This is a genomic window from Allobosea sp. LC85 (assembly GCF_000735605.1).
Lineage (GTDB): Bacteria > Pseudomonadota > Alphaproteobacteria > Rhizobiales > Beijerinckiaceae > Allobosea.
Genome location: NZ_JPKG01000059.1, coordinates 306576 through 331072, shown reverse-complemented (window position 1 = coordinate 331072; position 24497 = coordinate 306576). Strand labels below are relative to the sequence as shown.

Genomic DNA, 24497 nt, shown 5'->3' with positions numbered 1-24497 from the left:
TCAATCAGTCCTTGTCTGCTCGTCATTCCGCCGCTTGCGCGGCATCGGCTTGCCAGTTCAGCAGCTTGCCGGGGTTCATCAGGCCTTGAGGATCGGCGATCCGCTTGAACTCCGGTTGCGGCGCATCGACCTTCTTCCATCCGGCATTGTTCAGGACCCAGCTATGCGGGTTCGAGGCCTGGATGCCGGCCTCTTCGGCTTGGGCCATGATCCCGTGCAGGCGCTCGGCGGTGGTGAAGCGCACCAGCGGCAGGCTGGAATGATAGACCTTGCCCTGCCTGCGCTGGAATTCGATGTGGAACAGCACATCCTTGTGGAAATGCCTCTCGGCCCAGGCGAGCAGCTCGAGGTTGCGGACCGGCGGGAAGCGAAGCTGCAGATAGGTGATGTCGGGATCGACCTTCAGCGCATGCAGCGTGGTGTGGTTCCAGGTGTATTCGTAGAGCGGGCCGGGCGCGCCCTTCTCGCGATGCTCTCCGAAGGCTGCAGCGCGGGCCTCCGCCGCTCCGCGCGTAAAAGTGACCGTTCCGTCCATCTCGGCAATCAGCTGGTCGAGTTCGTCGCCCTGGGGCTCGGAGACCATCAGGATGGCAAAAGCCTTGCCCTCGCCCAGCCAGGGGGCGAGCCGGCGCAAATAAGGAGCAATGCGCGGATCGTGGATGCTGATGAGCTTCTTGGCGATGCCGTCGCATTCGGTGAAGGCCTGGCCGAAGGCGGCGGCATCGCGCAGGGTATCGAAGGTCGCGATCCGTTCTGCCCAGGCATGGGCGGGCGCCAGCGGTACCTCGACCTCGGTGATGATGCCGTTGACGCCATAGGCGTGCATGACCTTGAGGATGTCCTTGCCGCGCAGTTCGATCAGCCGCGGCTCGGGCTCGACCGTCATGACCTCGACGGCGATGACCGCGCCTGGATTGTCGATCTGCCCCCAGGTGCAGGAACCGGCGCCGGCGGCTCCGCCGGCGATGAAGCCGCCGATCGTCGCCTGGGCCCGGGTCGAGGGGTGCATGCGCAACTCCTGCCCGAGCGGGGCAAGCGCCTTGTCGATATCGAGCATATTCGCGCCGGCCTCGAACCGGCCCGCGCCGAGCGTGGTCGAAACCACACGGCTGAACCGGGTCAGGTTGAGCACGACGCCGCCCTCGAGCGGCACGGCCTGGCCGTAATTGCCGGTGCCGCCGCCGCGAACCGTCAATGGCACGCCATGGCGCGCGCAAGCCGAGGCGACGCGGCGAACCTCGTCCTTGGTCTTCGGCAGGATCACGAGTTCCGCCTGCTTGCCCTCGAGGTCCGGCTTCAGCACGGGTGAGAACCAGAAGAAGTCGCGGCTGTGCATCCTGAGCGACGGCGCGTCGTCATAGATCGTCAGATCTGCGAGTTCGGCGCGAAGTGCGGAGAGGGCAGGGCGGGTCATGCTAATCTCGGATTCCGTGGACGGCGCCACCATAGCCGGAAGTAGCGGCGGAGGAAGCCGCGCCGCCGCATGGCGCCGTCGCGGCTGTTGATCAACTCGGTCGTTGCGGATCTGGTGAGGAATTGGGCAAATGCCCGATCTCTGTGCGTAATAACCTGATGCCGGATTTCCAGCGCGCCGGCCTGCGTGGCATATATGTTGCTCGCTGGTGGCCACAGCGCGGCGCGGACGCCGCTGGCTAGCCTGTTTCTGGAGGTCCGTTCCATGACGATGAAGTATCGCGTGAGCCGTCGCGCCGCGCTCGGCCTGATCGGCGGCTCGGCCGCTTCCGCCCTGATCCCGGTTCCCGGAGCCAGGGTCAATGCCCAGACGCTGGACAAGGTCAGCTACCAGACCAACTGGCGGGCCCAGGCCGAGCATGGCGGCTTCTATCTCGCCCTCGCCAACGGCATCTACAAGAAATACGGCATCGACGCCGATATCCGCATGGGCGGTCCGCAGCAGAACCCGTCGCAGCTCCTGCTCGGTGGCCGGGTCGACATGATCATGTCGAACTCGTTCGAGGCGATCCGCTATGCCCAGGAGAACCTGCCCTTCCTCTGCATCGCCTCGATCTTCCAGAAGGACCCGCAGGTCCTGATCTCGCATCCGGGCCAGGGCAATGACACGTTGGCTGCGCTCAAGGGCAAGCCGATCCTGGTCGGCGCCGGCGGACGCACCAGCTTCTGGCCCTTCCTGAAGGCAAAATTCGGTTTCACCGACGAGCAGATCAGGCCCTATACCTTCAACATGGCGCCGTTCCTGGCCGACAAGGCGATCTCGCAGCAGGGCTTCCTGTCATCCGAGCCCTTCGCGATCCGCAAGGCCGGCGTGAACCCGATCGTGCACCTGCTCGCAGATGCCGGCTTCGGAAACTACAACACGACCATCAACATCTCGAAGAAGATGGTCGCCGAGAAGAAGGATGTGGTGCAGCGCTTCGTCACCGCGACCCTCGAAGGCTGGGCCGAATACATGAAGGGCGGCCAGGCGATCGAGGCAGCCAACGCGCTGATCCTCAAGGACAATCCCGACATGGACGGCGAGAAGCTCGCCTATGCCCGCCAGGTCATGAACGAGAATGGCATCGTGCTCTCGGGCGATGCGCTGACGCTTGGCATTGGCGCGATGACCGATGCGCGCTGGGCCGATTTCTACAAGATGATGACGGAGGCCGGCGTCTTCCCTGCTGGCATCGACATCAAGAAGGCCTATAGCCTCGAGTTCATCAACAAGGGCGTCGGCAAGGCGTAAGCGGCTTCTGCCCGCCATGGATCCCGGTCGGCGCGGCGGCGCCGATCCGACCGGGATGACCGGAAGACGTTCGACAGCAGCAAGATGGATCATCAGGCTTTGGACACAGCCTATCTGAGCAGACCTCATGTCGAAGGCAGCGGCGCCAGGCCGCTCGTTTCAGTCCGGCATGTCTCGAAGCAGTTCGCCAACGGCACATTGGCCGTGCGCGACGTCAATCTCGACCTTGGCACCGGCGAGTTCATCAGCCTGCTCGGCCCTTCGGGCTGCGGCAAGTCGACCTTGCTGCGGATGATCGCCGGCCTGGGCGTGCCATCGACAGGCACGATCGACTGGCCGACGACGAGCCATGACGCCTCCGGCAAGCCGGAGCGCGATCTCGGTTTCGTCTTCCAGGATCCGACATTGATGCCCTGGGCGAATGCCCTGTCCAACGTGATGATGCCGCTGATCCTGAAGCATGTGCCGAAGTGTGAGGCGCAGGAGCGCTCGGCCGAGATGCTGGCGCTGGTCGGGCTGAAGGGCTTCGAGAAATCCTATCCGCGCGAACTCTCTGGCGGCATGAAGATGCGCGTCTCGATCGCCCGGGCGCTGGTGATGCGGCCAAAGATCCTGTTGATGGACGAGCCTTTCGCGGCGCTGGACGAGATCACCCGTCACCGCCTCAATGACGATCTGCTCGAGCTCTGGTGGAAGACGAAGTTCACCGCCGTCTTCGTCACCCATTCGGTGTTCGAGTCGGTCTACCTGTCGAAGCGCATCGTCGTCATGGCGGCCCGTCCCGGGCGCGTCATGGCCGATCTCGACGTCGACGCGCCCTATCCGCGCGACGAACTGTTCCGCACCTCGGCGGATTACGCGCATCTGTGCCGTGTCGTTTCCGGCAAGCTCAAGGAGGCGATCGGCTCATGAGCGCGCCGTCCCTGGATACCACCATGCCGCATGTGCCCCATGACGGCACCGACGCGGAAGCACGCCCGATCTTCGCGGCCGAACCCCGCATCCTCGGCCTGCCTGCCAGCGCCTGGCCTCGCATCCTGGCGCCGATTGCGGTTGGCGTGCTGGCCCTCGGCCTGTGGGAATTCCTCGTCCGCTGGAAGGAGATCCCACCCTATATCCTGCCTGGGCCGATGCTGATCGGGCAAACGCTGATCGCCGACTGGGTCACGCTTTCGGGCTCGCTCTGGATCACGCTGCGCATCACCTTCATGGCGCTCTTCGCAGCGGTGGTCGTTGGCGTCACGCTAGCCGTGCTCTTCACCCAGTCAAAATGGCTGGAGATGTCGCTCCTGCCCTATGCGGTGGTCCTTCAGGTCACGCCGATCGTCGCGATTGCGCCGCTGATCATCATCTGGGCCGGCGATATCAACCTGTCGCTGCTGATCTGCGCCTGGATCGTCGCCTTCTTCCCGATCCTGTCGAACACGATCCTCGGACTGAACTCGGCCGATCACAACCTGATCAATTTCTTCCAGCTCTATGGCGCGACGCGCTGGCAGACGATGCGCTATCTCAAGCTGCCGGCTGCGCTGCCTTACTTCCTGGCGGGCTTGAAGATCTCCGGCGGTCTTGCCCTGATCGGCGCGGTGGTGGCGGAGTTCGTTGCCGGGACGGGAGGGAGCGAGTCGGGCCTCGCCTATCGCATCCTCGAAGCCGGTTATCAGCTCAAGATTCCGCGTGTCTTCGCCGCCCTGATCATGATTTCGCTCTCGGGCATCGCGATCTTCCTGGTGACGAGCTGGATCTCGCATCTGCTGTTGCGGCGCTGGCATGAAAGCGCGCTGAAGCGGGAGAATTGAGCATGAACGCCGTGCCGGACCGCAAGCCGAGGGCGGTTCAGCCTTCGCGCTACGATATCGCGGGCTTCAAGACCGATATCGCCGACATCCCGCTGATCGACGAGCCGCAGGTCGTGCGCAAGCGCTCGCGCGACTTCTTCTGGTACTCGCCGATCCTCAATGCCGAACTGGCGAACAAGTCGGCCGATATCATCGTCTGTCCGCGCGACGAGGCCGATGTGGTGCGTGTCGCGGCGGCCTGCGCCAGGCGCCGCATCCCGCTGACGGTGCGTGCTGCCGGAACCGGCAATTACGGTCAGGCCGTGCCGCTCGAAGGCGGCGTCCTGCTCGATATCACCGCACTGAGCGCGATCGAATGGCAGAAGCCCGGCGCGATCCGCGTCCAGGCCGGGGCCAGGTTGCTGGATATCGACATGGCGACGCGGCCGTCAGGCTACGAGTTGCGCATGCATCCCTCAACCAAACGGTCGGCGACTATCGGCGGCTTCGTCGCGGGCGGCTCGGGCGGCGTTGGCTCGGTGACCTATGGCGGCCTGCGCGAGCCGGGCAATATCCTGGCGGCCCGCGTCGTCACGGTGGAGGAGGAGCCGCGCATCCTCGAACTGCGCGACGACGCGGCCCAGAAGGTCAACCGCGCCTACGGCACGACCGGCATCATCACCGCGCTGGAAATGCCGCTGGCCCCGGCCTGGCCGTGGATCGACGTCATCGTCGCCTTCGACGATTACATGGATGCGTTCCAGGCCGGCTATGACGTCGCGCTGGCGGATGGCGTGGTCAAGAAGCTGGTGACGCCGATCTCATCGCCGATCCCGTCCTATTTCGGCGCGTTGAAGCAGCATTGCCCCGCAGGCAAGAGCATCCTGATCTGCATGATCGCGGAGGCCTCGCTCGGCCCGTTCAAGGCGATCATCGGTGCGCGCGGAACGGTGACCTATGAGGCGCCTTCGGAGGAGGGGCCGGGGACGGTGCCCCTCTACGAGTACACCTGGAACCACACGACGCTGCAATGGCTGAAGAGCGATCGCTCGATCACCTATCTGCAGTGCTTGTTCCCGCATGACCGGCTGGTTGCAAGCGCCCGCGAGATGATCGCGCGCTTCCCGGACGAGGTGCTGCCTCATCACGAATTCATCCGCTTTGGCGGACGTGTGACCGCGAGCGCCCTGCCGATCCTGCGCTATACGACGCCGGAACGGCTGAACGAGATCATCGCGCTGCATGAGGAGGCGGGCGTGATGATCGCGAACCCGCATGTCGTCTCGCTCGAAGGCGGCAGCCGCCACAAGCGCGCCGATGCCGACCAGCTCGGCTTCAAGCACGAGGTCGATCCCTACGGCCTGCTGAACCCCGGGAAGATGGACAGTTTTGTCGCGAAAGCCGGCTGATCAGGCGAAGAAGGCGAGCTTCTCGTCCACCGGGAGCGCTTCGATCTTGCGCAACTCGGCCTCCGACGTCGTCGCGGCGGCCCTGGGCTTCGGCGCAGGCACTGTGACCGCAGCCTCGGGGGCTTCCGCGAAGACGAGGTCTTCCTCCATCATCTGAATCGTGCTGAGCCGCCGATGATTGGAGGCTCTCGTCCTGATGCGCTGGGCCTCGTGCAAAGTGGAGCGCGGCTTGTCGTCGATCTCGACGATCTCGATGTCGTCATAGGTCGAGAGTGGAACGGCCTCGCGCAGCTCAAGCGCCTTGGCGGGCGCCGGGGCCGCCGTGATCCGGCTGGTGTCGGGAGCCGCATGCATGCTGCCGGCGATGGCCCGCAGGCTGCTGTCGAGCATGGCGATCGTGTCGGCGATCTTGCCGATCCGCTGCGCAGTTGCCTCGACAATGGCGCTTGCCGCATAGATCTCCGTCGCCCGCCGATCGAGCAGGTCGCACATCACTTCCGCCGCGCCGCTCTCGCGCAAGCCCCAGGCGGCCTCCTGGATGCTCTCTGTCGCGCCGATGATGCTGCCGGCTGCGGTCTCGATGCGCGCGGCGAGGCGCGATGACGGCTCGCCAGCCTTGCCGCTGATCCGTTCCAGATCGTTGCGCAGATCCATGATCAGCGCGATCGCCTCGCTCACATCCGGCCCGCTCGAAGCCGGTGCGGCGGAGACACCCATGGCATGCTGCAGCCTGTCGATGGCAGCGAGCACCTGCGCGGTGTCTGCCTGCCGGTTTCGCTTGGCGTGCTCGGCCATGAACCAGCGCCCACGCGCAGTCTCCATCACTGCCGCGGCGATGGCCTCGTAGTCGGTCTCGCTCAGCGGTGTCAGCGAACGCGCGTCGCCCATGACGAACCTGCTCTCGGGGAAGACTGACCGATTCGGAAGCGGGCAGTGGTGATGATCCAGCGAAAACCGTGCGACAGAATTGATTAAGGAAGTGCTGTCATGAGGCGTTGAAGGGCGCTTCGATGCACAAAAAAGCTTGTGCGCGCTGATCCCCGGGTGGGAGCGTTCGCGGGGACATCGATGCGGCGCGACGACGCTTGCCAAGCGTGCCCGGCACGGCGATACAGGTTTCGGGGTAGGGCCTGAGCTGGCATAGGGTGCCATGCGCGGACGGAGGTCCGACGAGGCCGTTCGAGGGACATCAGGGAGACCATGGCGAGCCTCGATACCGCCGAACCCCAGGCCGTCTTTCACGACGATGCGGGTAGCCTCGCCATCGAGCTGACCGGATCCTGGAGCGCCGAGCGCGCACCGCGGATCGAGGCGCTGGTCGCGGAGATGGGCGAGCGTATCGCTTCGGTATCGCGCGCGACCCTCGATCTCTCCGCGATCATCCGTCTCGATACGCTCGGCGCCTATGTTCTCAACCGGCTGAAGAACCAGCGTGAGGCTGCAGGCGGCTCTGTCGAGCTCGTCAGCCGGCAACCGGAGCACGCGGTGCTGCTGGCCGAGGTCAATATCCACGACTGCTCCGTGCCGCCAACGGTCCACCATTTCGGCATTGTCAGCGTGCTGGTGAATATCGGCGAGGCCATGGTCCGCTTCGGGCGCGACATGGTCGGCGGAGCGATGTTCCTCGGCGAGGTGGTCGTCGGCTCCGCCAGCGTGATGCTCGGTCCGCGCAAGTTCAGGGGGCCGCCACTCGTCAATCAGATCGAGCTGATCGCCTTCAATGGTGCACCGATCATCATGCTGATCTCGTTCCTGGTCGGCTGCATCGTCGCGCAGCAGGGCATATTCCAGCTGCAGCAATTCGGCGCTTCGGCCTTCGTCGTCAATCTGACCGGTATCCTGATCCTGCGCGAGCTCGCGGTGCTGCTCACCTCGATCATGATTGCCGGCCGTTCGGGCTCGGCCTTCACCGCCGAGATCGGCTCGATGAAGATGCGCGAGGAAATCGACGCCTTGCGGGTGATGGGGCTCGACCCGATCGAGGTCCTTGTCGTTCCGCGCATCCTGGCGCTGATCATCTCGCTGCCGATCCTGACCTTCATCTCCGCCATGGCCGGCTTGACGGGTGCGGCGGTGGTGAGCTGGCTCTATGGCGGCATCGGTATCGACACCTTCCTGGCGCGCCTGCAGTCGGTGATCACCTGGAAGCACTTCGCGGTTGGGCTGATCAAGGCTCCCTTCATGGCCTTCGTCATCGGCCTGATCGCCTCGATCGAAGGCCTCGCCGTCCAGGGCTCGGCCGAGTCGCTCGGCCGTCAGGTCACGGCCTCCGTGGTGAAGGCGATCTTCATGGTCATCCTGGTGGACGGACTTTTCGCCATGTTCTTTGCATCCATCGAGTTCTGAGGGCGGTGGGCCGGGCATGAGCGCAGACTTGAGCCAGTCGCCGGGACATCCGCCATCGCATGGCGCTGCCGGTCCGTCCGGGAGCAATCGGGACGCGCCGGAGCCTGTCATCAAGGTGCGCAACCTCAAGGTCGCCTTCGGGGACAAGGTGATCATGGACGGCCTCGATCTCGACGTCATGCGCGGCGAGATCCTCGGCTTCGTCGGTGGCTCCGGCACCGGAAAATCCGTTCTGACCCGCACGATCCTCGGGCTGGTCCGCAAGCAGCGGGGCACGATCGAGGTCTTCGGCGAGAATGTCGACGATCTCGAAGGGGCTGCGCGACGCACCCTAGAACGTCGCTTTGGCGTCATGTTCCAGCACGGCGCGCTGTTCTCGGCGCTCAGCGTCAAGCAGAACATCCAGGTGCCGATGCGGGAATACCTGAAGCTGTCGCCTGCGCTTCTCGACGAGATGGCGATGCTCAAGCTCGAGATGGTCGGTCTCAAGCCCGACGCGGCCGACAAGGCGCCTTCCGAACTTTCCGGCGGCATGATCAAGCGTGCCGCGCTCGCGCGTGCGCTGGCGCTCGATCCCGAGATCGTCTTCTTGGACGAGCCGACCTCGGGCCTCGATCCGATCGGGGCCGCCGAATTCGACGAACTGATCATGACGCTGAAGGAAACGCTCGGCCTCACCGTCTTCATGGTGACGCATGATCTCGACAGCCTGTATTCGGCCTGTGATCGGATTGCTGCGCTGGCGGACAAGCGCGTCATCGCGGCCGGGCCGCTCGCGACGATGCTGGCCTCCGATCATCCCTGGCTGAAGGCCTATTTTGGTGGCGAACGTGCCCAGGCTCGCCTCCCCGCTGGCCAGAGAAGGTCGTGAAGCGAGCTCGATATCACCGCCAAGGCCGCGAAACCCGGCCTTGACTCACGCGTTGGAAGAGGATGTTGCTCGAAAGCTGCTTCGCCCCTTGCAGATTCCTGCTCTAACGTTGCGCTAATGGAATCGCGCGCCAACTACGCACTGGTCGGTCTCTTCACGCTCGCGGTACTCGCGGCGATGTTCGGCTTTGTCTACTGGTTCAACAGTGGTCTGGCCGGCCGCAAGCAGGATGTCCGCATCGTCTTCAGCGGCACTGTCACCGGGCTGGGGCGCGGCTCCAGCGTGCTTTTCAACGGCCTGCGCGTCGGCGAGGTCACCCGCATCGAACTGCTCCCTGACGATCCTCGCCGGATCTACGCCGTCGTTCAGGTCGACAACTCGACGCCGCTCAGGATCGACACCCGCGCGCGGATCGAGGCTCAGGGGCTTGCGGGCGTCGTCGCCGTGCAGTTGCTGGGCGGCGATCCGGACTCCCCCGTGCTCAAGCCACAGCCGGGCCAGAGCCTGCCGACGATCATTGCCGAGCGGTCCGAGTTCCAGGACATCCTCGAGACGGTGCGCACGATCGCGAAGCGGGCCGACGACGTGCTTGGCGGCATCGAGGGGCTCGTCAAGGAGAATGCCGGCTCGATCAGCAACACGGTCAAGAATGTCGAGAAATTCTCCGCCGCGCTCGGCAATAATTCCGACGGCGTCGACAAGCTGATGAGCAGCTTCGGCCAGATCGCCGATACCATTTCTCCGCTCTCGCAGAAGCTCGGCAGCCTGAGCGATGAACTGAGCGAGGTCGTGAAGTCGGTCGACCAGCGCAAGGTCGCAAACATCCTTGCCAATGTCGACAAGTTCACCGCCGCCCTGGGCGACAACAGCGGGGATGTCGGCAAGGTGGTGAAGGATGTCGCCTCGATTACCGAGAAGCTCAACAAGGCCGCCGATCAGGTCGAGGGCGTGCTCAAGGCCGCGCAGGGCTTCCTGAATTCCGGGGACGGGCAGGGGGCGCTGGCCGAAGTCGGCAATGCGGCGCGCTCGATGCGCACCCTTGCCGAGAATCTCGACAAGCGCACCGCCGAGATCACGACGGGGATCAACCGTTTTACCGGGCCTGGCCTGCGCGACATCGAGAACCTGGCCGCCGAAGGCCGTCGGACCCTGACCGATTTCAACCGGGCCCTGCGCAATATCGAGCGCAATCCGCAGCAGTTCATCTTTGGCGGCCGCCCGCCGCTTCCCCAGTATAGCGGATCGCGCTAGTCAGATGCCGATGTCGTCCCGCCTTGCGCCAGAATCTGGCTTCACGCCGATCGCCGCTCTCGTCCTGGCCGTTTCGCTCACGCTGAGCGGTTGCGGCGGCGGCCCGACGCCCACCACCTACGACCTCTCGGCCCCTCGCGATTTCGGGCGGATCGGCGGGGCGCGTGCAACTCTCGTCATCAACGAGCCGACGACGGTCCAGACCCTCGATTCCGATCGCATGATTGTCCGGGACTCTGGCGGAGCGCTGTCTTTTCTTGGCGGCACGCAATGGGCAGACCGCATTCCGAAGCTGGTGCAGACACGGTTGATCCAGACCTTCGAGAACGGCAGCCGTATCGCGTCGGTCTCGCGGCCGGGCGAACGGATTGTCCCCGATCTCCAGCTCAATACGGACATCCGCAGCTTCAATATCGATGCTGCAACGAACACTGCCGTCGTCGAGATCACGGTGAAACTGGTCGGGGACCGGACCGGGCACATTCAGCGGGCCAGACTATTCTCGGCCAGGGTGCCGGTCGGTGCGGTCGACGGCGCTGCCGCGGCCCACGCGCTCGATCAGGCGCTGTCGAAGGTACTGATCGATATCGTGCGCTGGGCTGCCTAGATCATCGGACCAGAAATCGTATCCGGTCCGATGATCCAACCCTTTGTGTTTGCATCGGCTTTGCCCCGAAAACCGTGATCCACTTTTCGAGCCGATGCTTTAGCCGCACGCTGTATCGGCCTTGCAAGGTCCCACAGAAAACGGCCGCCCGATCGGGCGGCCGTTTTGCGTTCCGGGGCAGGGAGGGGGTGCTTACTCGAAGCGCCCGCTCGCATGAGCCAGCATGGTGTAGACCTTGCCGGTCTCGGAGGTGAGATAGGTCTTCGCCACCATCGAGTCGCGATCGTCCTTGGCGGCTTCGCCGAGCAGGCGCTCGAACTCGTCGATGTAGCGGTCGACCGTCTCCTTGAACTCCGCGTCGCGGCGGTATTTCCGCCGGATCTCGTCGAAGGTCTGCTGGCCCTGCAGGGTGTAGAGCCGGCGCGTGAAGACGTTGCGCTCACCGCGCTTGTAGCGGTCCCAGAGTTCGACAGCTGCGTCGTGGTCGATCATGCGGGCGATATCGACCGAGAGCGAATCGAGCTTCTCGATCGAGTGCGCGGTCGGCTTGCTCGGCTCGGCCGGCCGGTCCTCACGCGAGGCGCGGTTCAGCAGATCGGACAACCAGCCGGACTTGGCCGGGGGCTGTTCCGGCGTGGCCTGACGACGCGAAGCGTCCGGCGCAGATGCCGGGCGAGCCGGGGCTGCCTTCCCTTCGGTGCGCGGCTCCGGCTTGGCAGCCTCGGCCGTCGCATCGATCGAGGGCCGTAGCGGCTCGGCCAGGGTCGTTACGCGCGCCTGCGTCACCGAGGCGGAATAGGCCGGTGCTGCGGGCATGGCCGCGGATGCGCGGCGAGCCGGGGCTTCGGCAGCGCCAGCGACATCGCTGTTGCGGCCGGAGCGCGTCACGATCTCGGTCAGTTCGTTGAGCGCCTTGATCTGCTCGGCGACCACACGACGCATCTCTGCCGTCGATTCCTGCGTCTCCTTCGGCAGGTCGAGGACGCCGCGCTTCAGTTCGGAGCGCGTTGCCTCGAGCTCGCGCTGGATCTCGCTGGAGATCTTGCGCATGTCCTGGGCGGCACCCTGGAAGCGTTCCGTGACCTTGGACAACTCATTGCCGAGTTCTCCGCTGACCTGCTCATAGGCCGAGCGCAGCGCATGTGCGGTGCGTTCGCGCTCCTTGCCCGTTGTGGCGCGGATCATCTCGAACTGCTGCATGATCGCGCCGGTCGTGGCTTCGGCGGAGTCCGTCAGCACGCCGCCGATCTGGCGGGCGCGTGTTTCGGCGCTGCTCAGCGACTCGTCGATCAAGGCTGCGAAGGAGCGGGTGATCGATTCGATGTCGTCGGTCTTGCCTGAGATCAGGCCGTGCACTTCCTCCAGCGTGTCCCTGCGATCGGACAGAGCCTTGCCGACGCGAGCCTCGACCTGCTCGAGCCGCGAAGCGACCGCGTGCAGAGCAGCCGTGCTTGCCTGGGTAACCTCGGAGAGCGAGGTGCCCTGGCCGTCGAGCTGGCCGACAAGCGCCGTGGTCTGGCGCAAGGTGCCTTCCGAGAAAGCCTTGAGCTCCTCAACCTGGGCCGCGACCTGCGCCGTCGCCCCCTTGGTCTCGTCCATGACGGTGGCGAGCACCGCCTGCAGGTCGCTGACGCGTTCCGACAGGCCGCTCTCGATCGCACCGAGGTTCTTGTTCGCGCCGTTGACGATCTGCTGCATCAGCTTGTTGGCTTCGCCCAGGCGGCCAAGCATGCCGCCAAGCTCGCCGCGAAGCTGCTCATTGGTGTTGACCAGGGCCTCGACCGACTGGCGGGTTCCCTCCTCGAGCGTATCGCGCAGCCCCGCAGACGAGGTGTCGAGCGCAGTCGTGATCGCTGCGCTGCGCTCGCGCAGGCCGGCGAGGATCGACGTGCCACGGCTTTCGATGGCGCTGACCACGGTTTCGCCGACCGACGCGACCTCGTTGGCGATGGCTTCGCCGCGCTGGCCGAGTGCCGCAACCATGCCGCCGCCCTTGTCATCGAACAGGGCGCGCAGTTCGTCGGCGCGGGCCCCAAGCGAAACCGAGATTTCCTCGGACTTGTTGTGCAGCGTGTCGGCGATCTGCTGGCCGCGCGAATCGAGCGTTCCGGAAACGGAGTCGAGACGGTTGACCACGCGCTCCTCGAAGCGCGCGACGCTCTGGTCGAGCGTATCGGCGATCTGCAGCGCCCGCCCGCCGAGGGTGGCGTTGATGGTGTCGGCCTTCTCGCTGAGCGTGCGCGTGAGCGACTCGCTCTTCGAGGTGACGACCTCTCCGATCTCGTCGGCCTTGGCCGCCAGGGCGCGGGTGACCTCCCGGCCGCCCTCGGCAAGCACACGGGCGATGTCGACCGTGCGTTCGACCAGCGCCTCGTTGAGCGCGGTCGCCCGCGAGCCGAGATTGCCGTCGATGCGGGCAATGAGCCCGTCGAGGGAGGTGGCGATCTCGGCGCTCTTGGCGCCGGAGCGCTCCTCGAACACCTTGATCTGCTCCTCCATGGCCGTCGCCGCTTCCTGCGTGCGGGCGGCGAGGATATCGGCAGCCTCCGCCGCACGGGTGCCGATACGATCGGCCAGGGCCTGGCCGTCGCTGGTCAGCAACCGCTCGGCCTCGTTCAGGCGCGCCGCGACGGAATCGGTGAATTCGCGCGTGTCGGTGGTCAGTTTGGCCGCAAGCGCTCCGCCCTGGCGGACCACAATGTCTTCAAAGGCGTCGAGCCGGATCCCGAGCGCGGCCTCGACCTCGCGGCCCTGCGTGTCGAACAGGCGCGTGAAGTCGGCAAGGCGTTCGCTAAGCCCGCTCTCGATGTCGCGGCCCTGCGTGTCGAACAGCTGGGTGAAGGCGGCAAGGCGCTGGTCGAGGCCGCTGGCGATGCCGTGACCCTGCGTGTCGAACAGCTGGGTGAAGGCCGCGAGGCGTTCGTCGAGGCTGCTTGCGACGCCGCGACCGTGGGTGTCGAACACCTGAGTGAAGGCGGCGAGGCGTTCGTCGAGGCCGCTGGCAATGCCGTGACCATGAGTGTCGAACAGCTGGGTGAAGGCGGCAATGCGCTGGTCGAGACCGCTGGTGATGCCGTGCCCCTTGCTGTCGAACAACTGGTTGAAGGCGGCGAGGCGCTGGTCGAGGCCGTTGGCGATGAACTGCCCCTTGTTATCGAACAGCTGGTTGAAGGCGTCGAGACGTTCGTCGAGGCCATTGGCGATGCCGTGGCCCTGCGTGTCGAACAGATGAGTGAAGGCAGCGAGGCGTTCGTTGAGGCCGGCCTCGATGCCACGGCCCTGCGTGTCGAACAGCTGGGTGAAGGCGGCGAGGCGTTCATTGAGACTGGTCTCGATGCCCCGGCCCTGCGTGTCGAACAGCTGTGTGAAGGCGATGAGGCGCTCGTTGAGGTTGCTCTCGATGCCACGACCCTGCGTGTCGAACAGATGCGTGAGCGCGGCGAGGCGCTCGTTGAGGCCGTGCTCGATGACACGCCCCTGCGAGTCGAAGAGCTGGGACAGGGAGACAAGCCGCTCGTTGAGGGTGGCCTCGATACCCCGACCCTGGGTTTCGAACAGCTCGGAGAAAGCGGCGAGGCGCGTAGCCAGCGTGCCGTCGATCTGGCGTCCCTGCGCGTCGAAGAGCTGGTTCAGCGCGTCGTGGCGGCTTGCCAGCGTCTCGTTCAGCGCCTGGGCACGGTTCTCGACCGAGCGCAGCATCGACTCGGCGTTGGCGGCCAGAGCCTCGTTGACGCGCCCGCCCTGCTGGGTCAGCGCCAGCACGATTTCCCTGCCGGTGTCGGCCAGAAGCGTGCGCGCGTCCTCTGCGTGCACGGTGAAGGTGTCGCGCAACCCTTGCGTCGCTTCGCTGACACGTTCGGCGACATGGCGGCCATCGACATTGATGGTCTCGGTGAGGGTGCGGGTGGCGTCGGTCATGCGCCGCGCCAGATCCTCGCTCTGCTCGCCGAGCAGCGTGTGAACTTCGCGGCCGGTGCTGACGAGATCACGGATCATCGTCTCGCGCTGCTCGCCGAGCAGGGCGCCGACTTCCTTGCTGGTTTCGCCGAGGCGGGCGATGAAGCCCGTCTGCTGCTGCTCCAGCGCGGAGCGGGCGCTCTCGACGCTTTCCGTCACGCGGATCGCAAGCGCATCGCCTTGTTCGCCGAGCTTGAGGTGGAGGTTCTCGCCGGTCTCGGCAAGCTGGGTGATCAGCGCGCCGCCGCGTTCGGCGAGCAGGTTGTGCACGGAGCGACCGACATCGGCGACACGCGTCACCAGCGCCTGGCTCTGGCCGCTGAGCAGATCCTGCATGTCGAGGCCCGCCTGCGAGACCTTCACCGTCATGCCGCCGGTCTGCTCTTCGAGCAGGGCGCTGACCTTGGTGCCGGTCTCGGACAGGCTGGTGATGAGCGAGCTGCGCTGTTCGCTGATCAGGCTCTGGACTTCCTGTCCGGCCAGACCCAGGCGCGCGACCAGGTTATCGCCTTCCTGCCCGATGAGGTTCTGGACGTCCTTGCCGCTGCGGCCGAGGCGAGCGACGAGCGCGTCGCCTTGTTCGTTCAGGAGCTTGTGCACGTCCTCGCCGGTCTGGCCGAGGCGGGCGGCCAGCGTCTCGCCGTGGCGGTCGAGCAGGGATTCGACTTCCTTCCCGGCGCCGGACACGCGGCTGGCGAGCTTCTCCGCCTGCTGATCGAGCAGGGTGTGCACGATCTCGCCGGTCTCGGAGAGGCGGGTCACGAGGCTGCCGCCCTGCTCGGTGAAGAGCCCGTGCAGGCTGGTGCCGACATCGGTGATCCGGGTCGTCAGCTCGTCGCCCTGGCGGCCGACCGTATCGCCCAGCGATTTGCTCGCCTCGTCGAAGCGCAGCACGATGGCGTCGCCGCGTTCGCGCAGCACGTCCTCGACGGTACGGGCCGTCTCGTTGAGGCGGCTGACCAGCGACTCGCCCTGGCTGTCGATCAGCCCGTGCACGTTGGTGCCGACTTCGAGCAGGCGCGAAGCCATGCTCTCATGCTGCCGGCTGAGCAGGCTGTGGACGCCGCGGCCGACCTCGGCAAGGCGCGCGGTGACGCTTTCGCCTTCGCTCGAGAGCGAGCTGCGCAGGGTCTCCCCGGTTTCCGCGAGGCGCTGGGTCAGCGTCTCGCTCTGGCCCTCGATCAGGCCAACCAGCGTGCGGCCGCTCTGCTCGAAGCGTTCGGCGACAGTGGTGCCACGCTCGGAGATCTCCTGGGCCAGGCCTTCGCCCGTCTGCCTCAGGGTCTCGTTGACGGTCTCAACCCGCGCCGTCAGCGTCTCGACGACATGCGAGCCGGTCTCGCTGATCGCCTTGGTGACGTCGCGGGCCCCCGAGGTCAGGCCCTCGGTCAGAACCTGGCCGGTCCGCTCCAGCGAGGAGGCAATTTCCTGAGCGCGGCCGTCAAGCATCGTCGACAGGTTGTCGCGGGCGCCGGACAACCGCTCGCTGACCTCCCCCGACGTGATCTGCAGGCGTTCGACCAGTTCGTGGCCGCGGCCGCTGATCTCGTCGATCATGCGCTCGCCGGCGCGGCCGAGCGCGATCGTGATCTGGTCGCCCTTCTCGCCGAGCGAGCCGGTGACACGATCACCGGCCTGCGAGACGGCTTCGGCAATGCTGCGGCTGGCGCTCTCCAGATCCTTGGAGAGAGATTCATGCGCGCCGCTGATCGCGAATTTCACTCGCTCGGCATTGCCCACGACGGATTCCCGCTGCGTGACGAGCTCGTCGATAAGCGCGCGCAGCCGGATTTCGTTATCTGCATAGGCGCGCTCGAGCGTGGCGATCTCGCCGCGCACGATCGTCTCCAGTTCGCCGGCGCGCGCGACGGCGCGCTCGATGCCGTCGCCCATGGCGGCGACCTCGCGACGGATGGTCTGGCTCAGCGAGAGAACGGAATCGGCACCGACCACTTCCGGCTCGGCCAGGCGAAGCGCGACTTCCGTCATCGCACGGGAGACAAGGCGCATTTCCTGGGTGCGGCGGTAAAGTGCTGCGAGCACGAAGAAGAAGACGATCGGTGTGCCGATCGCCAATGCGAGCATGGCCCATTCGCCGGGGCCGAAGCCGGCCAGACCTTCCGGCAGACCGCTGCTGAACGAGCCGAAGCGGCTGACGAGCACAAAGGCAACGCCGGCGAGCCAGAGCAGCGAGGCAAAGGCCGCGAACCAGGAGGGGCGGCGCGAGGGGCGGACCGAGAAAGCCTGGACGAGGGAACTTGAATCGCGGCGGTCGTCATTGGCGACGCGGCTGGTATCGGGCGCGATCGCCGGGCGCGGGGAGGCCGCCTGTTGCGCCGGGGCGGGTTCCGGCTTGGGCGCGGGCTCGACGCGAGGCAGGTCGAGCTTGAGATCGCCTTCAGTGGCCGAAGGCAGCTTCGGTTCGGATGCGTGGGATGCCTCGCCGAGGGGCTTTGACTGGTCGAGCCGCAGGGCCTCCTCGATCGCGGACATCGCCGCTTCTGTCGGGTCCTGGAGCTTGTTCTGTCGGGTCATGATTGCCGCCTCGCAACGCTACTTCGATGTGGCGATATCGCCGCGATCCTCACTCTGCCGCGCGCCGCCTCTGGCGCCCGGCATCAAGAGGGACAATGCGCCCATCATTTACCAGTTGGAAGGGTAGTGGAGGCTCTATGCGATTGGAACCCATTTGAGGCCCCGATTCACAAACGTCGTTAACGCCTCGTTCACCATGTTGGCGCTTGTTTGAGCATCGGAGCCGGTTTGCCGGCTCATGCAGAATGCGTGTTTCCGAGTGCTCCAATGCCCCAAAAAGCCATTGATCTTGCTCACCTCGCCCGCCAGACCGGCGGCGATCATGACCTCGAGCGCGAGCTGCTGACGCTCTTCGCGCAGCAATGCGTCAGCCATTTGCGGACCATCCACTCCGGCAGCGACGTCAAGGCCAAGATGGACGCGGCACATACCCTGAAGGGAGCCGCCAGTGCGATCGGAGCCTGGTCGGTTGCCGAGGCCGCCGAGGCAATGGAACGCCAACTGGCCAGCGATGATCCGACGCGCAGGGAAAACGCGATGGACGCTCTGGCGCTTGCTACGGCCGAGGCCCGCGCTGCGATTTCCACGATCGATTGCGCCGCCTGAGGGCGGTCAGGCGGTCAACGCTCTTTCCACAATGCCTGGAAATGCTCTAAGCGGTGCCGGCGTTGGCCCCGCCGGAGTTCATGATGCCGAAGATCACTTTCATCGATGCCCAGGGAGAAAGCCGTACCGTTGAGGCCGAGACCGGCGCGACGGTCATGGAAACGGCCGTGCGCAATGGGATTCCCGGCATCGAAGCCGAATGTGGCGGCGCCTGCGCCTGCGCGACCTGCCATGTCTATGTCGACGATGCCTGGGCAGAGAAGACCGGCCACGCCGAGTCCATGGAGGAGGACATGCTCGACTTCGCGTTCGACGTGCGCCCGACGTCGCGGCTCTCGTGCCAGATCAGGGTTCGCGACGAACTCGACGGCCTCGTGGTGCGCACGCCGGCCCGCCAGGGCTGAGCCGACAGGGCAGGGCGGGCTTACTCGGCTGCAGCCGGCACTGCCGATGCCAGCATCGTCTCGCGCCCGGGTACGGGATGTCGCGGGACCAGGAAAGCCAGCGTCAGCGAGACGGTGGCGACCGCCGCGCCGATGTAGAAGACGATCGCAGGGTCGCGGATCCAGAGCAGCCCGAAGGTCACGGGCAGGAAGACCGCGGCGATGTGGTTGATCGTGAAGGCTACTGCCGAGGTCGGCGCGATATCGGCCGGGTCCGCGATCTTCTGGAAATAGGTTCTTTGCGCCAGGACGAGCGTGAAGAAGACCCCGTCGACGACGAAGAGCGCGCCGGCGACGTAGACGCCCCAGCCGGCGAAATGCCCGTGGCTTGCCAGCGCATAGCCGACGAAGACGGCGATCAGCGAGATGTTCTCGAGCTGGATCGTCGCCCGTTCACCGACTCGTCCGACGAGATGGCCGAGCATCGGCCCCACGAAAGTGTTGATGCCGTAGGTGGCAAGCAGAAGCGTTGCCGTCGCTGCGACATCGTAGCCGAAGCGCTCGACCAGCAGGAAGCCGCCGAAGGCCATGAAGATCTGCCGGCGCGCGCCCGACATGAAGGTCAGGGCGTAATAGAGCCAGTACCGCTTGCGCAGGACGAAGCCCTTGTTTTGTGGCACCGCGCCCTGAAAGCGTGGAAACAGCAGCCAGGCGGCGACGGTCAGGCCGATGGTGAGGAGGCCCGCCACCACAAAGACGATGGTGTAGCCCGGCTGGAAAAGCCGCCAGATCAGCGCGATCGAGCCGAAGGCAAGCAGCTGTGCGGCGGCCGAGGCGCCGGCGATCTTGCCAAGGAGCCTTGGGGCCTCCGCCTTGGGCAGCAACTGCAGCTGCAGGGATTGCTGCGCGGTCTCATAGTAGTGGAAGCCGAGCGACATGATCGTGGTGGTGATCAGGAGCCCGCCGAGACTGGGATAGAAACCGGTGATCGCAACGCCGAAACCGAGCGTGAGCAGGCTGAGATAGGCGAGGATCTGCTCGCGCATGAACCAGAACAGGATAATCGCCGTGAAGGCGAGAAAGCCGGGAATCTCCCGGACCGATTGCAGGATACCGATATCCTGCCCGGTGAAACCGGCAGCTTCCTTGGCGAAATTGTTGAGCAGCGCGCTCCAGCTTGCAAAGCCGAGCCAGTTGACGAAGGCCAGCACCATCAGGAAGGCGGCAGGCGAGTGCAGCAGCGCGCGTCGGGCGCGTGAAGCGGGCTGGGCGTCGGTCATCGGATTACCGGGCAGGAGGAACGGCCATTGGCGTCGCCACGGACTTCACAAGACTGGTTCCGTGCGGCGATACTCTTAGGCGAGGTCCGGGCTGCGTCAATTCCGCCCCAACATGGCGACCACGCAGGACGCCGCGCGTGCCTGGATGTGGTATCATAGGGCGGCAACTACGCAATCTGACGATGCCGAAAATCGGGGGGATGCGATGTACAGATCGATTCTGGTTCCCGTTGATCTTGCCGAGGTCGACTTCGCGGCGCTCGCCATCAAAGCGGCGGTTTCCTTCGCCGAGGCGTCCGGCGGCACCATAAGACTGGTATATGTCCGGTCGCTCGTGCCGATCACCTACATGGAGTTCGTGCCGGCCGATTTCGACACCGAGCAACAGAGTGAGGCGGAGGCCAAACTCGCCGATATCGCGGCCAGCATTCCGTTGCCGCCAGATCGTGTTTCCGCAAAAGTGCTGGTCGGTTCGATCCATGGCGAAGTGCTGGCGGAAGCTGATGCCAGCGGCGCCGATCTCATCGTGATCGGCTCGCACGAGCCCGGTATGCTCGCCTATGTCATTGGCTCCAATGCATCGGCCATCGTGCGCCGCGCGAAATGCTCGGTGCTGGTCGTGCGCAGCGGCTGAGGTCGGCGAAACGCGGGCCGGTCAGCCTGTCGAGGCGCGCGGCACCAGATCGTCCGGCACTTCGCCTGACTGCAACTCGCGGGGGCGGTTTAGCTTGACCATCGGCCCGACCTGCCAGAGCGAGGCGATGGCGAGCAGGATACCCAGCCATCCCGCCGAGTTGGAGCCCTGCAGGAAGGCGCGCAGCGTGAACATGATCAACATGAGCAAGGACAGGCCGCTGACCACAGTCAGCAGCCACCAGTTCCAGTTCGGCTTGCCGGCGAGAAAGCGGACACGCGGATTGGCCCTGACGATTGCTGCCGACAGCGCTTCGACAAAGGCGCGATAGCCGGCATCGTCGCGCTCCATGTCGGTGAGCGAGCGCCAGGACAGGTTGCCGAAGGTGATGCTCTTGCCGTCGCTCAACCTGAGCTGCGTCTTGAAGCCCTTCGAGGAGATATTGCTCGGCGCATAGACGAAGCGCACGTGCTCGACCGCCGAGAGCCTGACCTGATCGACCTTGCGTGTGCTGTCGATCTCGAGCGTATCGCCCTTCAGCCGGTACGTGATTTCGAATCCGACCGGCTTGGGACGCTGGCGCCAGGACGGCGGGAGCGCATCATTGTCATCTTGCATGGCGGCAGCCATAGCGGCTCGCCAGGGACTTGTCAGCGGGCCAGTGCCTTCATGGCGCCGTCGAGCCCGTCCAGCGTCAGCGGAAACATGCGCCCGCCCATCAACCCGCCGATCTGCCGGATCGACTGGGTATAGCTCCAGAGATGCTGCTGGACCGGGTTGAGCCAGACCGATTTCGGGAAATGACCGGTCAGGCGCTGCATCCAGACCTCGCCCGCTTCCTCGTTCCAGTGTTCCACCGAGCCCCCGGGCATCCCAACCTCATAGGGACTCATCGAGGCATCGCCGACGAAGACGATGCGATACTCGGCCGAATAGGTCCGCAGGATGTCCCAAGTCGGTATGACCTGATCGTGCCGGCGCTTGTTCTCGCGCCAGACCCGCTCGTAAGGGCAGTTATGGAAGTAGAAGTGCTCGAAATGCTTGAACTCGGCCCGCGCCGCCGAGAACAGCTCCTCGGCGAGTTCGACATGCCAGTCCATCGAGCCGCCCACATCGAGGAATAGCAGTACCTTGACCGCGTTGCGGCGCTCGGGCCGCAGCTGCACGTCGAGATAGCCGTGCTTGGCCGTTTCCGAGATGGTGTGGTCGAGGTCGAGTTCCTCAGCCGCCCCCGTGCGGGCAAAGCGGCGCAACCGCCTCAATGCAACGCGCAGATTGCGCACGCCGAGTTCGCGCGTGTCGTCGAAATCCTTGAACTCGCGCTTGTCCCATACCTTGATCGCCCGGAAGTTGCGGTTGCTATCCTGGCCGATGCGGACGCCCTCGGGATTATAGCCATAGGCGCCATAAGGCGAGGTCCCTGCGGTGCCGATCCATTTCGAACCGCCCTGATGCCGGCCCTGCTGCTCGGCGAGCCGCTGCTTCAGCGTCTCCCAGAGCTTGTCCCAGCCCATCGCCGCAATCTCGCGCTTTTCCGCGTCGGTCAGGAATTTCTCGGCGAGCTTGCGCAGCCATTCCTCGGGAATGCCGGCCTGTTCGATGGCCTGCTGCAGCGTCTCCATGCCCTTGAACACCTGAGCGAAGACCTGATCGAATTTGTCGAGATGGCGCTCGTCCTTCACCAGGCAGGTGCGAGCGAGATAATAGAATTCGTCGACGCGGTGTTCGGCGAGATCGACTTCCACGCCTTCGAGCAAGGCCAGGTACTCCCGCAGCGTGACGGGAACCTTGGCGGCGCGCAGATCGGTGAACAGGCGAAGGAACATCGCCCCACTGTGCGGAAGGCGGCGGCGGGGTCAAGCAGCACCGGCCTGAAGGCCAGGTGCTGCTCTAAAATAGGATCGGCTTACGCCACTGCGTCGGCAAGGTCCTTGGTGACCTTGAACTTGACGACGGTCTTGGCCGGAACCTTGATCATGGCGCCGGTCGAGGGGTTGCGGGCCTCGCGGGCTTCGCGCTTGGCCGCCGACAGCTTGCCGACGCCGCCGAGGGTGACATCGTCGCCGGACTTCAGCGTCTTGGCGACAACGGCTGCGAGCGAGCCGAGGATGGCGGACACGTCGGTCTTGGTCTTGCCGGTTTCGTCGGCGATGGCGGCGATCAGTTCGTTCTTGGTCATGAAAGTCTCCTGAAGAACGGTGTTGGTTAGTCGTCGCTGGGGAGGATGCTAACTCCTGCTGCCGCCGCGAATCGCGCGACGACTGCATGTCCGCCCTGTGCGAAACTGCCACTTGGCACGGTTGGCGTCCAAAAACACGGCATTGGGGCTAGATACGCACAGCATTTCGCTTCGTTCCCGCCTCAGGAGTGCAAAAAATCAGCGGTGCGGCCACCATGACAGGAGTCATTGACAAATCTCACCCTGTTATTTCAAGTTTAAAATAATGAATGCTGATGCGGGGGGACGCATGAAGGTTGTCATCGTCGGAGGCGGAATCGGCGGCCTGACGCTCGCATTGATGCTGCACGCGCGCGGCATTGCCGCAACCGTCTACGAGCAGTCGAGCGAGATCCGCGAGGTCGGCGTCGGCATCAACACCTTGCCGCATGCGATCGGCGAACTGGCCGAGATCGGCCTGCTGCCGGCGCTTGATGCCGTCGCGATCAGAACGCGCGAACTCATCTACATGAACCGCTTTGGCCAGACTGTCTGGCGCGAGCCGCGCGGGCTCCATGCCGGGGCGCCGGTGCCGCAGTTCTCGATTCATCGCGGCCGCTTGCAGGGCGTGATCTGCGCGGCTGTGCGCGAGCGCCTGGGGGAGGGGGCTCTGCGAACCGGGCGCCGGCTGCAGGGGTTCGTCCAGGACGAGGGCGGCGTGACTGCCCATTTTACCGATGCACGGCGCGGCGAGGCTGGCGAGACGGCGCGTGCCGACGTGTTGATCGCCGCCGATGGCATCCACTCCAGCGTGCGCGGACAATATTTTCCGAACCAGGGGGCGCCGCGCTGGAATGGCGTGCAGATGTGGCGCGGGGCTTGTGACTGGCCGGCCTTCCTCGACGGCGAGAGCATGATCATCGCCGGCGGCATGGCCGGAAAGCTGGTGCTGTATCCGATCGCTGCGGGCAGCAAGCCCGGCACTCGCCTGACCAACTGGGTCGTCAATATCCGGACCGGCGATCCGGCGAAGCCGCCTCCGAAGGAGGCCTGGTCGAAACCGGGCAGGCTTGAGGATGTACTGCCCTATGCGCGTCGCTTCTCGATTCCCGGCGTCGATATCCTTGCGCTGATCCAGGCCTCTCCCGGATTCTGGGATTACCCGATGTGCGACCGCGATCCGCTGCCGCGCTGGACCCATGGCCGCGTCACGCTGCTCGGCGATGCCGCTCATCCGATGTATCCGGTCGGCTCCAACGGTGCCTCGCAGGCGATTCTCGATGCGCGCGCGCTTGCCGATGCGCTGGTCAGCAGCGAGCATCCGCGCCAGGCACTGGCGGCCTATGAGGCGGTGCGCCTGCCTGCAACCGCGCAAATTGTGGCCTTGAACCGGATCGGCGGCCCGGAACGGGTAATCGACGCCGTCGAGGCGCTCGCGCCGAACGGCTTCGACGATGTCGAACGGGTCATGAGCTACGCCCGGCGCGAGGCGATCGTGAAATCCTATGCCGGCAAGGCCGGCTTTGCACCGGAGCAACTGACCCGGCGCTGAAACGGATTGATCAGCCGGCTTCGGTCAGTTGCTGAATGCGTGCCTTGAGCTGCGCGTTGTTCTGTTCGCATTGCTTCAGGCGACGGGCCTGGTCGAGGGGCACGATTTCGGCGGTTGAGGAAGGCCGCCCGTCCAGGGCGATCCCGACCCGCTCGCCATCGCGCCACCGAAAGCGCGCGCCGTAGACGCGCCGCTTATGCTCGATCTCAAGCTCGAATGCTGCCGGCAAGGCAATAGCATCGGAGATGAGTAACATAGCGCCTGCGTCGGAAAGGTTGCGCACCACGCAGTCGAGCGTGGAATGGCGGTTGTTGAAAACGATACGCGCGCCCAGCAAGGTACGCTGCCGTGGTGCTTCACGGCGTTCGGTCGTCATGATGCCGCCCCCAACTTCTGCCGCACGCATTTTGCGTGCCGCTACGT

At 65.2% G+C, this 24497-nt stretch carries 19 protein-coding genes and 1 pseudogene; 12 read left to right on the top strand and 8 right to left on the bottom strand.

Going from position 1 to position 24497, the window contains the following annotated elements; translation table 11 throughout:
- Positions 1–22: 22 nt before the first annotated feature.
- Positions 23–1414 (bottom strand): FAD-binding oxidoreductase, encoded by a 1392-nt coding sequence (locus tag FG93_RS27980; protein ID WP_043241321.1) that lies wholly within the window; start codon positions 1412–1414, stop codon positions 23–25.
- Positions 1415–1678: 264 nt separating this feature from the next.
- Between FG93_RS27980 and FG93_RS27975 the strand changes: the two genes are divergently transcribed.
- From FG93_RS27975 to FG93_RS27960, 4 genes are all read left to right on the top strand, one after another.
- On the top strand, positions 1679–2707 hold the full coding sequence (locus FG93_RS27975; protein ID WP_043241648.1) for an ABC transporter substrate-binding protein: 1029 nt from the start codon (positions 1679–1681) through the stop codon (positions 2705–2707).
- Between the two features lie 99 nt (positions 2708–2806).
- Entirely contained in the window at positions 2807–3619 is an 813-nt protein-coding gene (locus FG93_RS27970; protein WP_244448755.1) for an ABC transporter ATP-binding protein, read from the top strand.
- A complete protein-coding gene (locus FG93_RS27965; RefSeq protein WP_081881954.1) occupies positions 3616–4506 on the top strand; it encodes an ABC transporter permease in 891 nt (296 codons plus the stop codon). The genes FG93_RS27970 and FG93_RS27965 overlap by 4 nt, the downstream gene beginning before the upstream one ends.
- Positions 4507–4508: 2 nt before the next feature.
- Positions 4509–5894 (top strand): FAD-binding oxidoreductase, encoded by a 1386-nt coding sequence (locus tag FG93_RS27960; RefSeq protein ID WP_081881953.1) that lies wholly within the window; start codon positions 4509–4511, stop codon positions 5892–5894.
- Here FG93_RS27960 and FG93_RS31515 read toward each other — a convergent pair whose 3' ends face one another.
- Entirely contained in the window at positions 5895–6782 is an 888-nt protein-coding gene (locus tag FG93_RS31515) for a hypothetical protein (protein ID WP_052514294.1), read from the bottom strand.
- A 312-nt stretch (positions 6783–7094) separates the two neighbouring features.
- Between FG93_RS31515 and FG93_RS27950 the strand changes: the two genes are divergently transcribed.
- From FG93_RS27950 to FG93_RS27935, 4 genes are all read left to right on the top strand, one after another.
- Positions 7095–8240, top strand: a complete 1146-nt coding sequence (locus tag FG93_RS27950) for an MlaE family lipid ABC transporter permease subunit (protein ID WP_043241318.1) — start codon at positions 7095–7097, stop codon at positions 8238–8240.
- Positions 8241–8256: 16 nt separating this feature from the next.
- On the top strand, positions 8257–9111 hold the full coding sequence (locus FG93_RS27945) for an ABC transporter ATP-binding protein (RefSeq protein ID WP_081881952.1): 855 nt from the start codon (positions 8257–8259) through the stop codon (positions 9109–9111).
- Positions 9112–9228: 117 nt separating this feature from the next.
- Positions 9229–10362, top strand: a complete 1134-nt coding sequence (locus FG93_RS27940; RefSeq protein WP_043241315.1) for an MlaD family protein — start codon at positions 9229–9231, stop codon at positions 10360–10362.
- Between the two features lie 4 nt (positions 10363–10366).
- Entirely contained in the window at positions 10367–10969 is a 603-nt protein-coding gene (locus FG93_RS27935; protein ID WP_043241310.1) for an ABC-type transport auxiliary lipoprotein family protein, read from the top strand.
- Between the two features lie 192 nt (positions 10970–11161).
- Here the strand turns inward: FG93_RS27935 and FG93_RS27930 are convergent, their stop codons facing one another.
- Positions 11162–17461: a hypothetical protein gene (locus FG93_RS27930; RefSeq protein ID WP_052514293.1), complete on the bottom strand. Its 6300-nt coding sequence runs from the start codon at positions 17459–17461 to the stop codon at positions 11162–11164.
- Positions 17462–17728: 267 nt separating this feature from the next.
- Between FG93_RS27930 and FG93_RS27915 the strand changes: the two genes are divergently transcribed.
- Positions 17729–18067, top strand: a complete 339-nt coding sequence (locus FG93_RS27915) for an Hpt domain-containing protein (RefSeq protein ID WP_052514292.1) — start codon at positions 17729–17731, stop codon at positions 18065–18067.
- 83 nt (positions 18068–18150) lie between these two features.
- Positions 18151–18471: a 2Fe-2S iron-sulfur cluster-binding protein gene (locus FG93_RS27910; protein WP_043241627.1), complete on the top strand. Its 321-nt coding sequence runs from the start codon at positions 18151–18153 to the stop codon at positions 18469–18471.
- 20 nt (positions 18472–18491) lie between these two features.
- Here the strand turns inward: FG93_RS27910 and FG93_RS27905 are convergent, their stop codons facing one another.
- Positions 18492–19730 carry an MFS transporter gene (locus FG93_RS27905; RefSeq protein ID WP_043241297.1) on the bottom strand — a complete coding sequence of 413 codons (1239 nt, stop codon included), beginning with the start codon at positions 19728–19730 and terminating at the stop codon, positions 18492–18494.
- A gap of 112 nt (positions 19731–19842) precedes the next feature.
- Here FG93_RS27905 and FG93_RS27900 point away from each other — a divergent pair, with 112 nt between their 5' ends.
- Entirely contained in the window at positions 19843–20364 is a 522-nt protein-coding gene (locus FG93_RS27900; RefSeq protein ID WP_348270496.1) for a universal stress protein, read from the top strand.
- Positions 20365–20385: 21 nt separating this feature from the next.
- Here FG93_RS27900 and FG93_RS27895 read toward each other — a convergent pair whose 3' ends face one another.
- The 3 genes and pseudogenes from FG93_RS27895 to FG93_RS27885 all read right to left on the bottom strand — a co-directional run.
- Positions 20386–20982 (bottom strand): hypothetical protein, encoded by a 597-nt coding sequence (locus FG93_RS27895; protein WP_152579670.1) that lies wholly within the window; start codon positions 20980–20982, stop codon positions 20386–20388.
- Positions 20983–21014: 32 nt separating this feature from the next.
- Positions 21015–22190: a VWA domain-containing protein gene (locus tag FG93_RS27890; protein ID WP_043241288.1), complete on the bottom strand. Its 1176-nt coding sequence runs from the start codon at positions 22188–22190 to the stop codon at positions 21015–21017.
- Between the two features lie 80 nt (positions 22191–22270).
- Positions 22271–22555, bottom strand: a pseudogene (locus FG93_RS27885) (HU family DNA-binding protein); the annotation flags it as partial.
- Between the two features lie 277 nt (positions 22556–22832).
- Here FG93_RS27885 and FG93_RS27880 point away from each other — a divergent pair.
- On the top strand, positions 22833–24074 hold the full coding sequence (locus FG93_RS27880; RefSeq protein WP_043241281.1) for a flavin-dependent oxidoreductase: 1242 nt from the start codon (positions 22833–22835) through the stop codon (positions 24072–24074).
- Positions 24075–24084: 10 nt separating this feature from the next.
- Here FG93_RS27880 and FG93_RS27875 read toward each other — a convergent pair whose 3' ends face one another.
- Positions 24085–24450: a PilZ domain-containing protein gene (locus tag FG93_RS27875; protein ID WP_043241623.1), complete on the bottom strand. Its 366-nt coding sequence runs from the start codon at positions 24448–24450 to the stop codon at positions 24085–24087.
- Positions 24451–24497 lie beyond the last annotated feature (47 nt).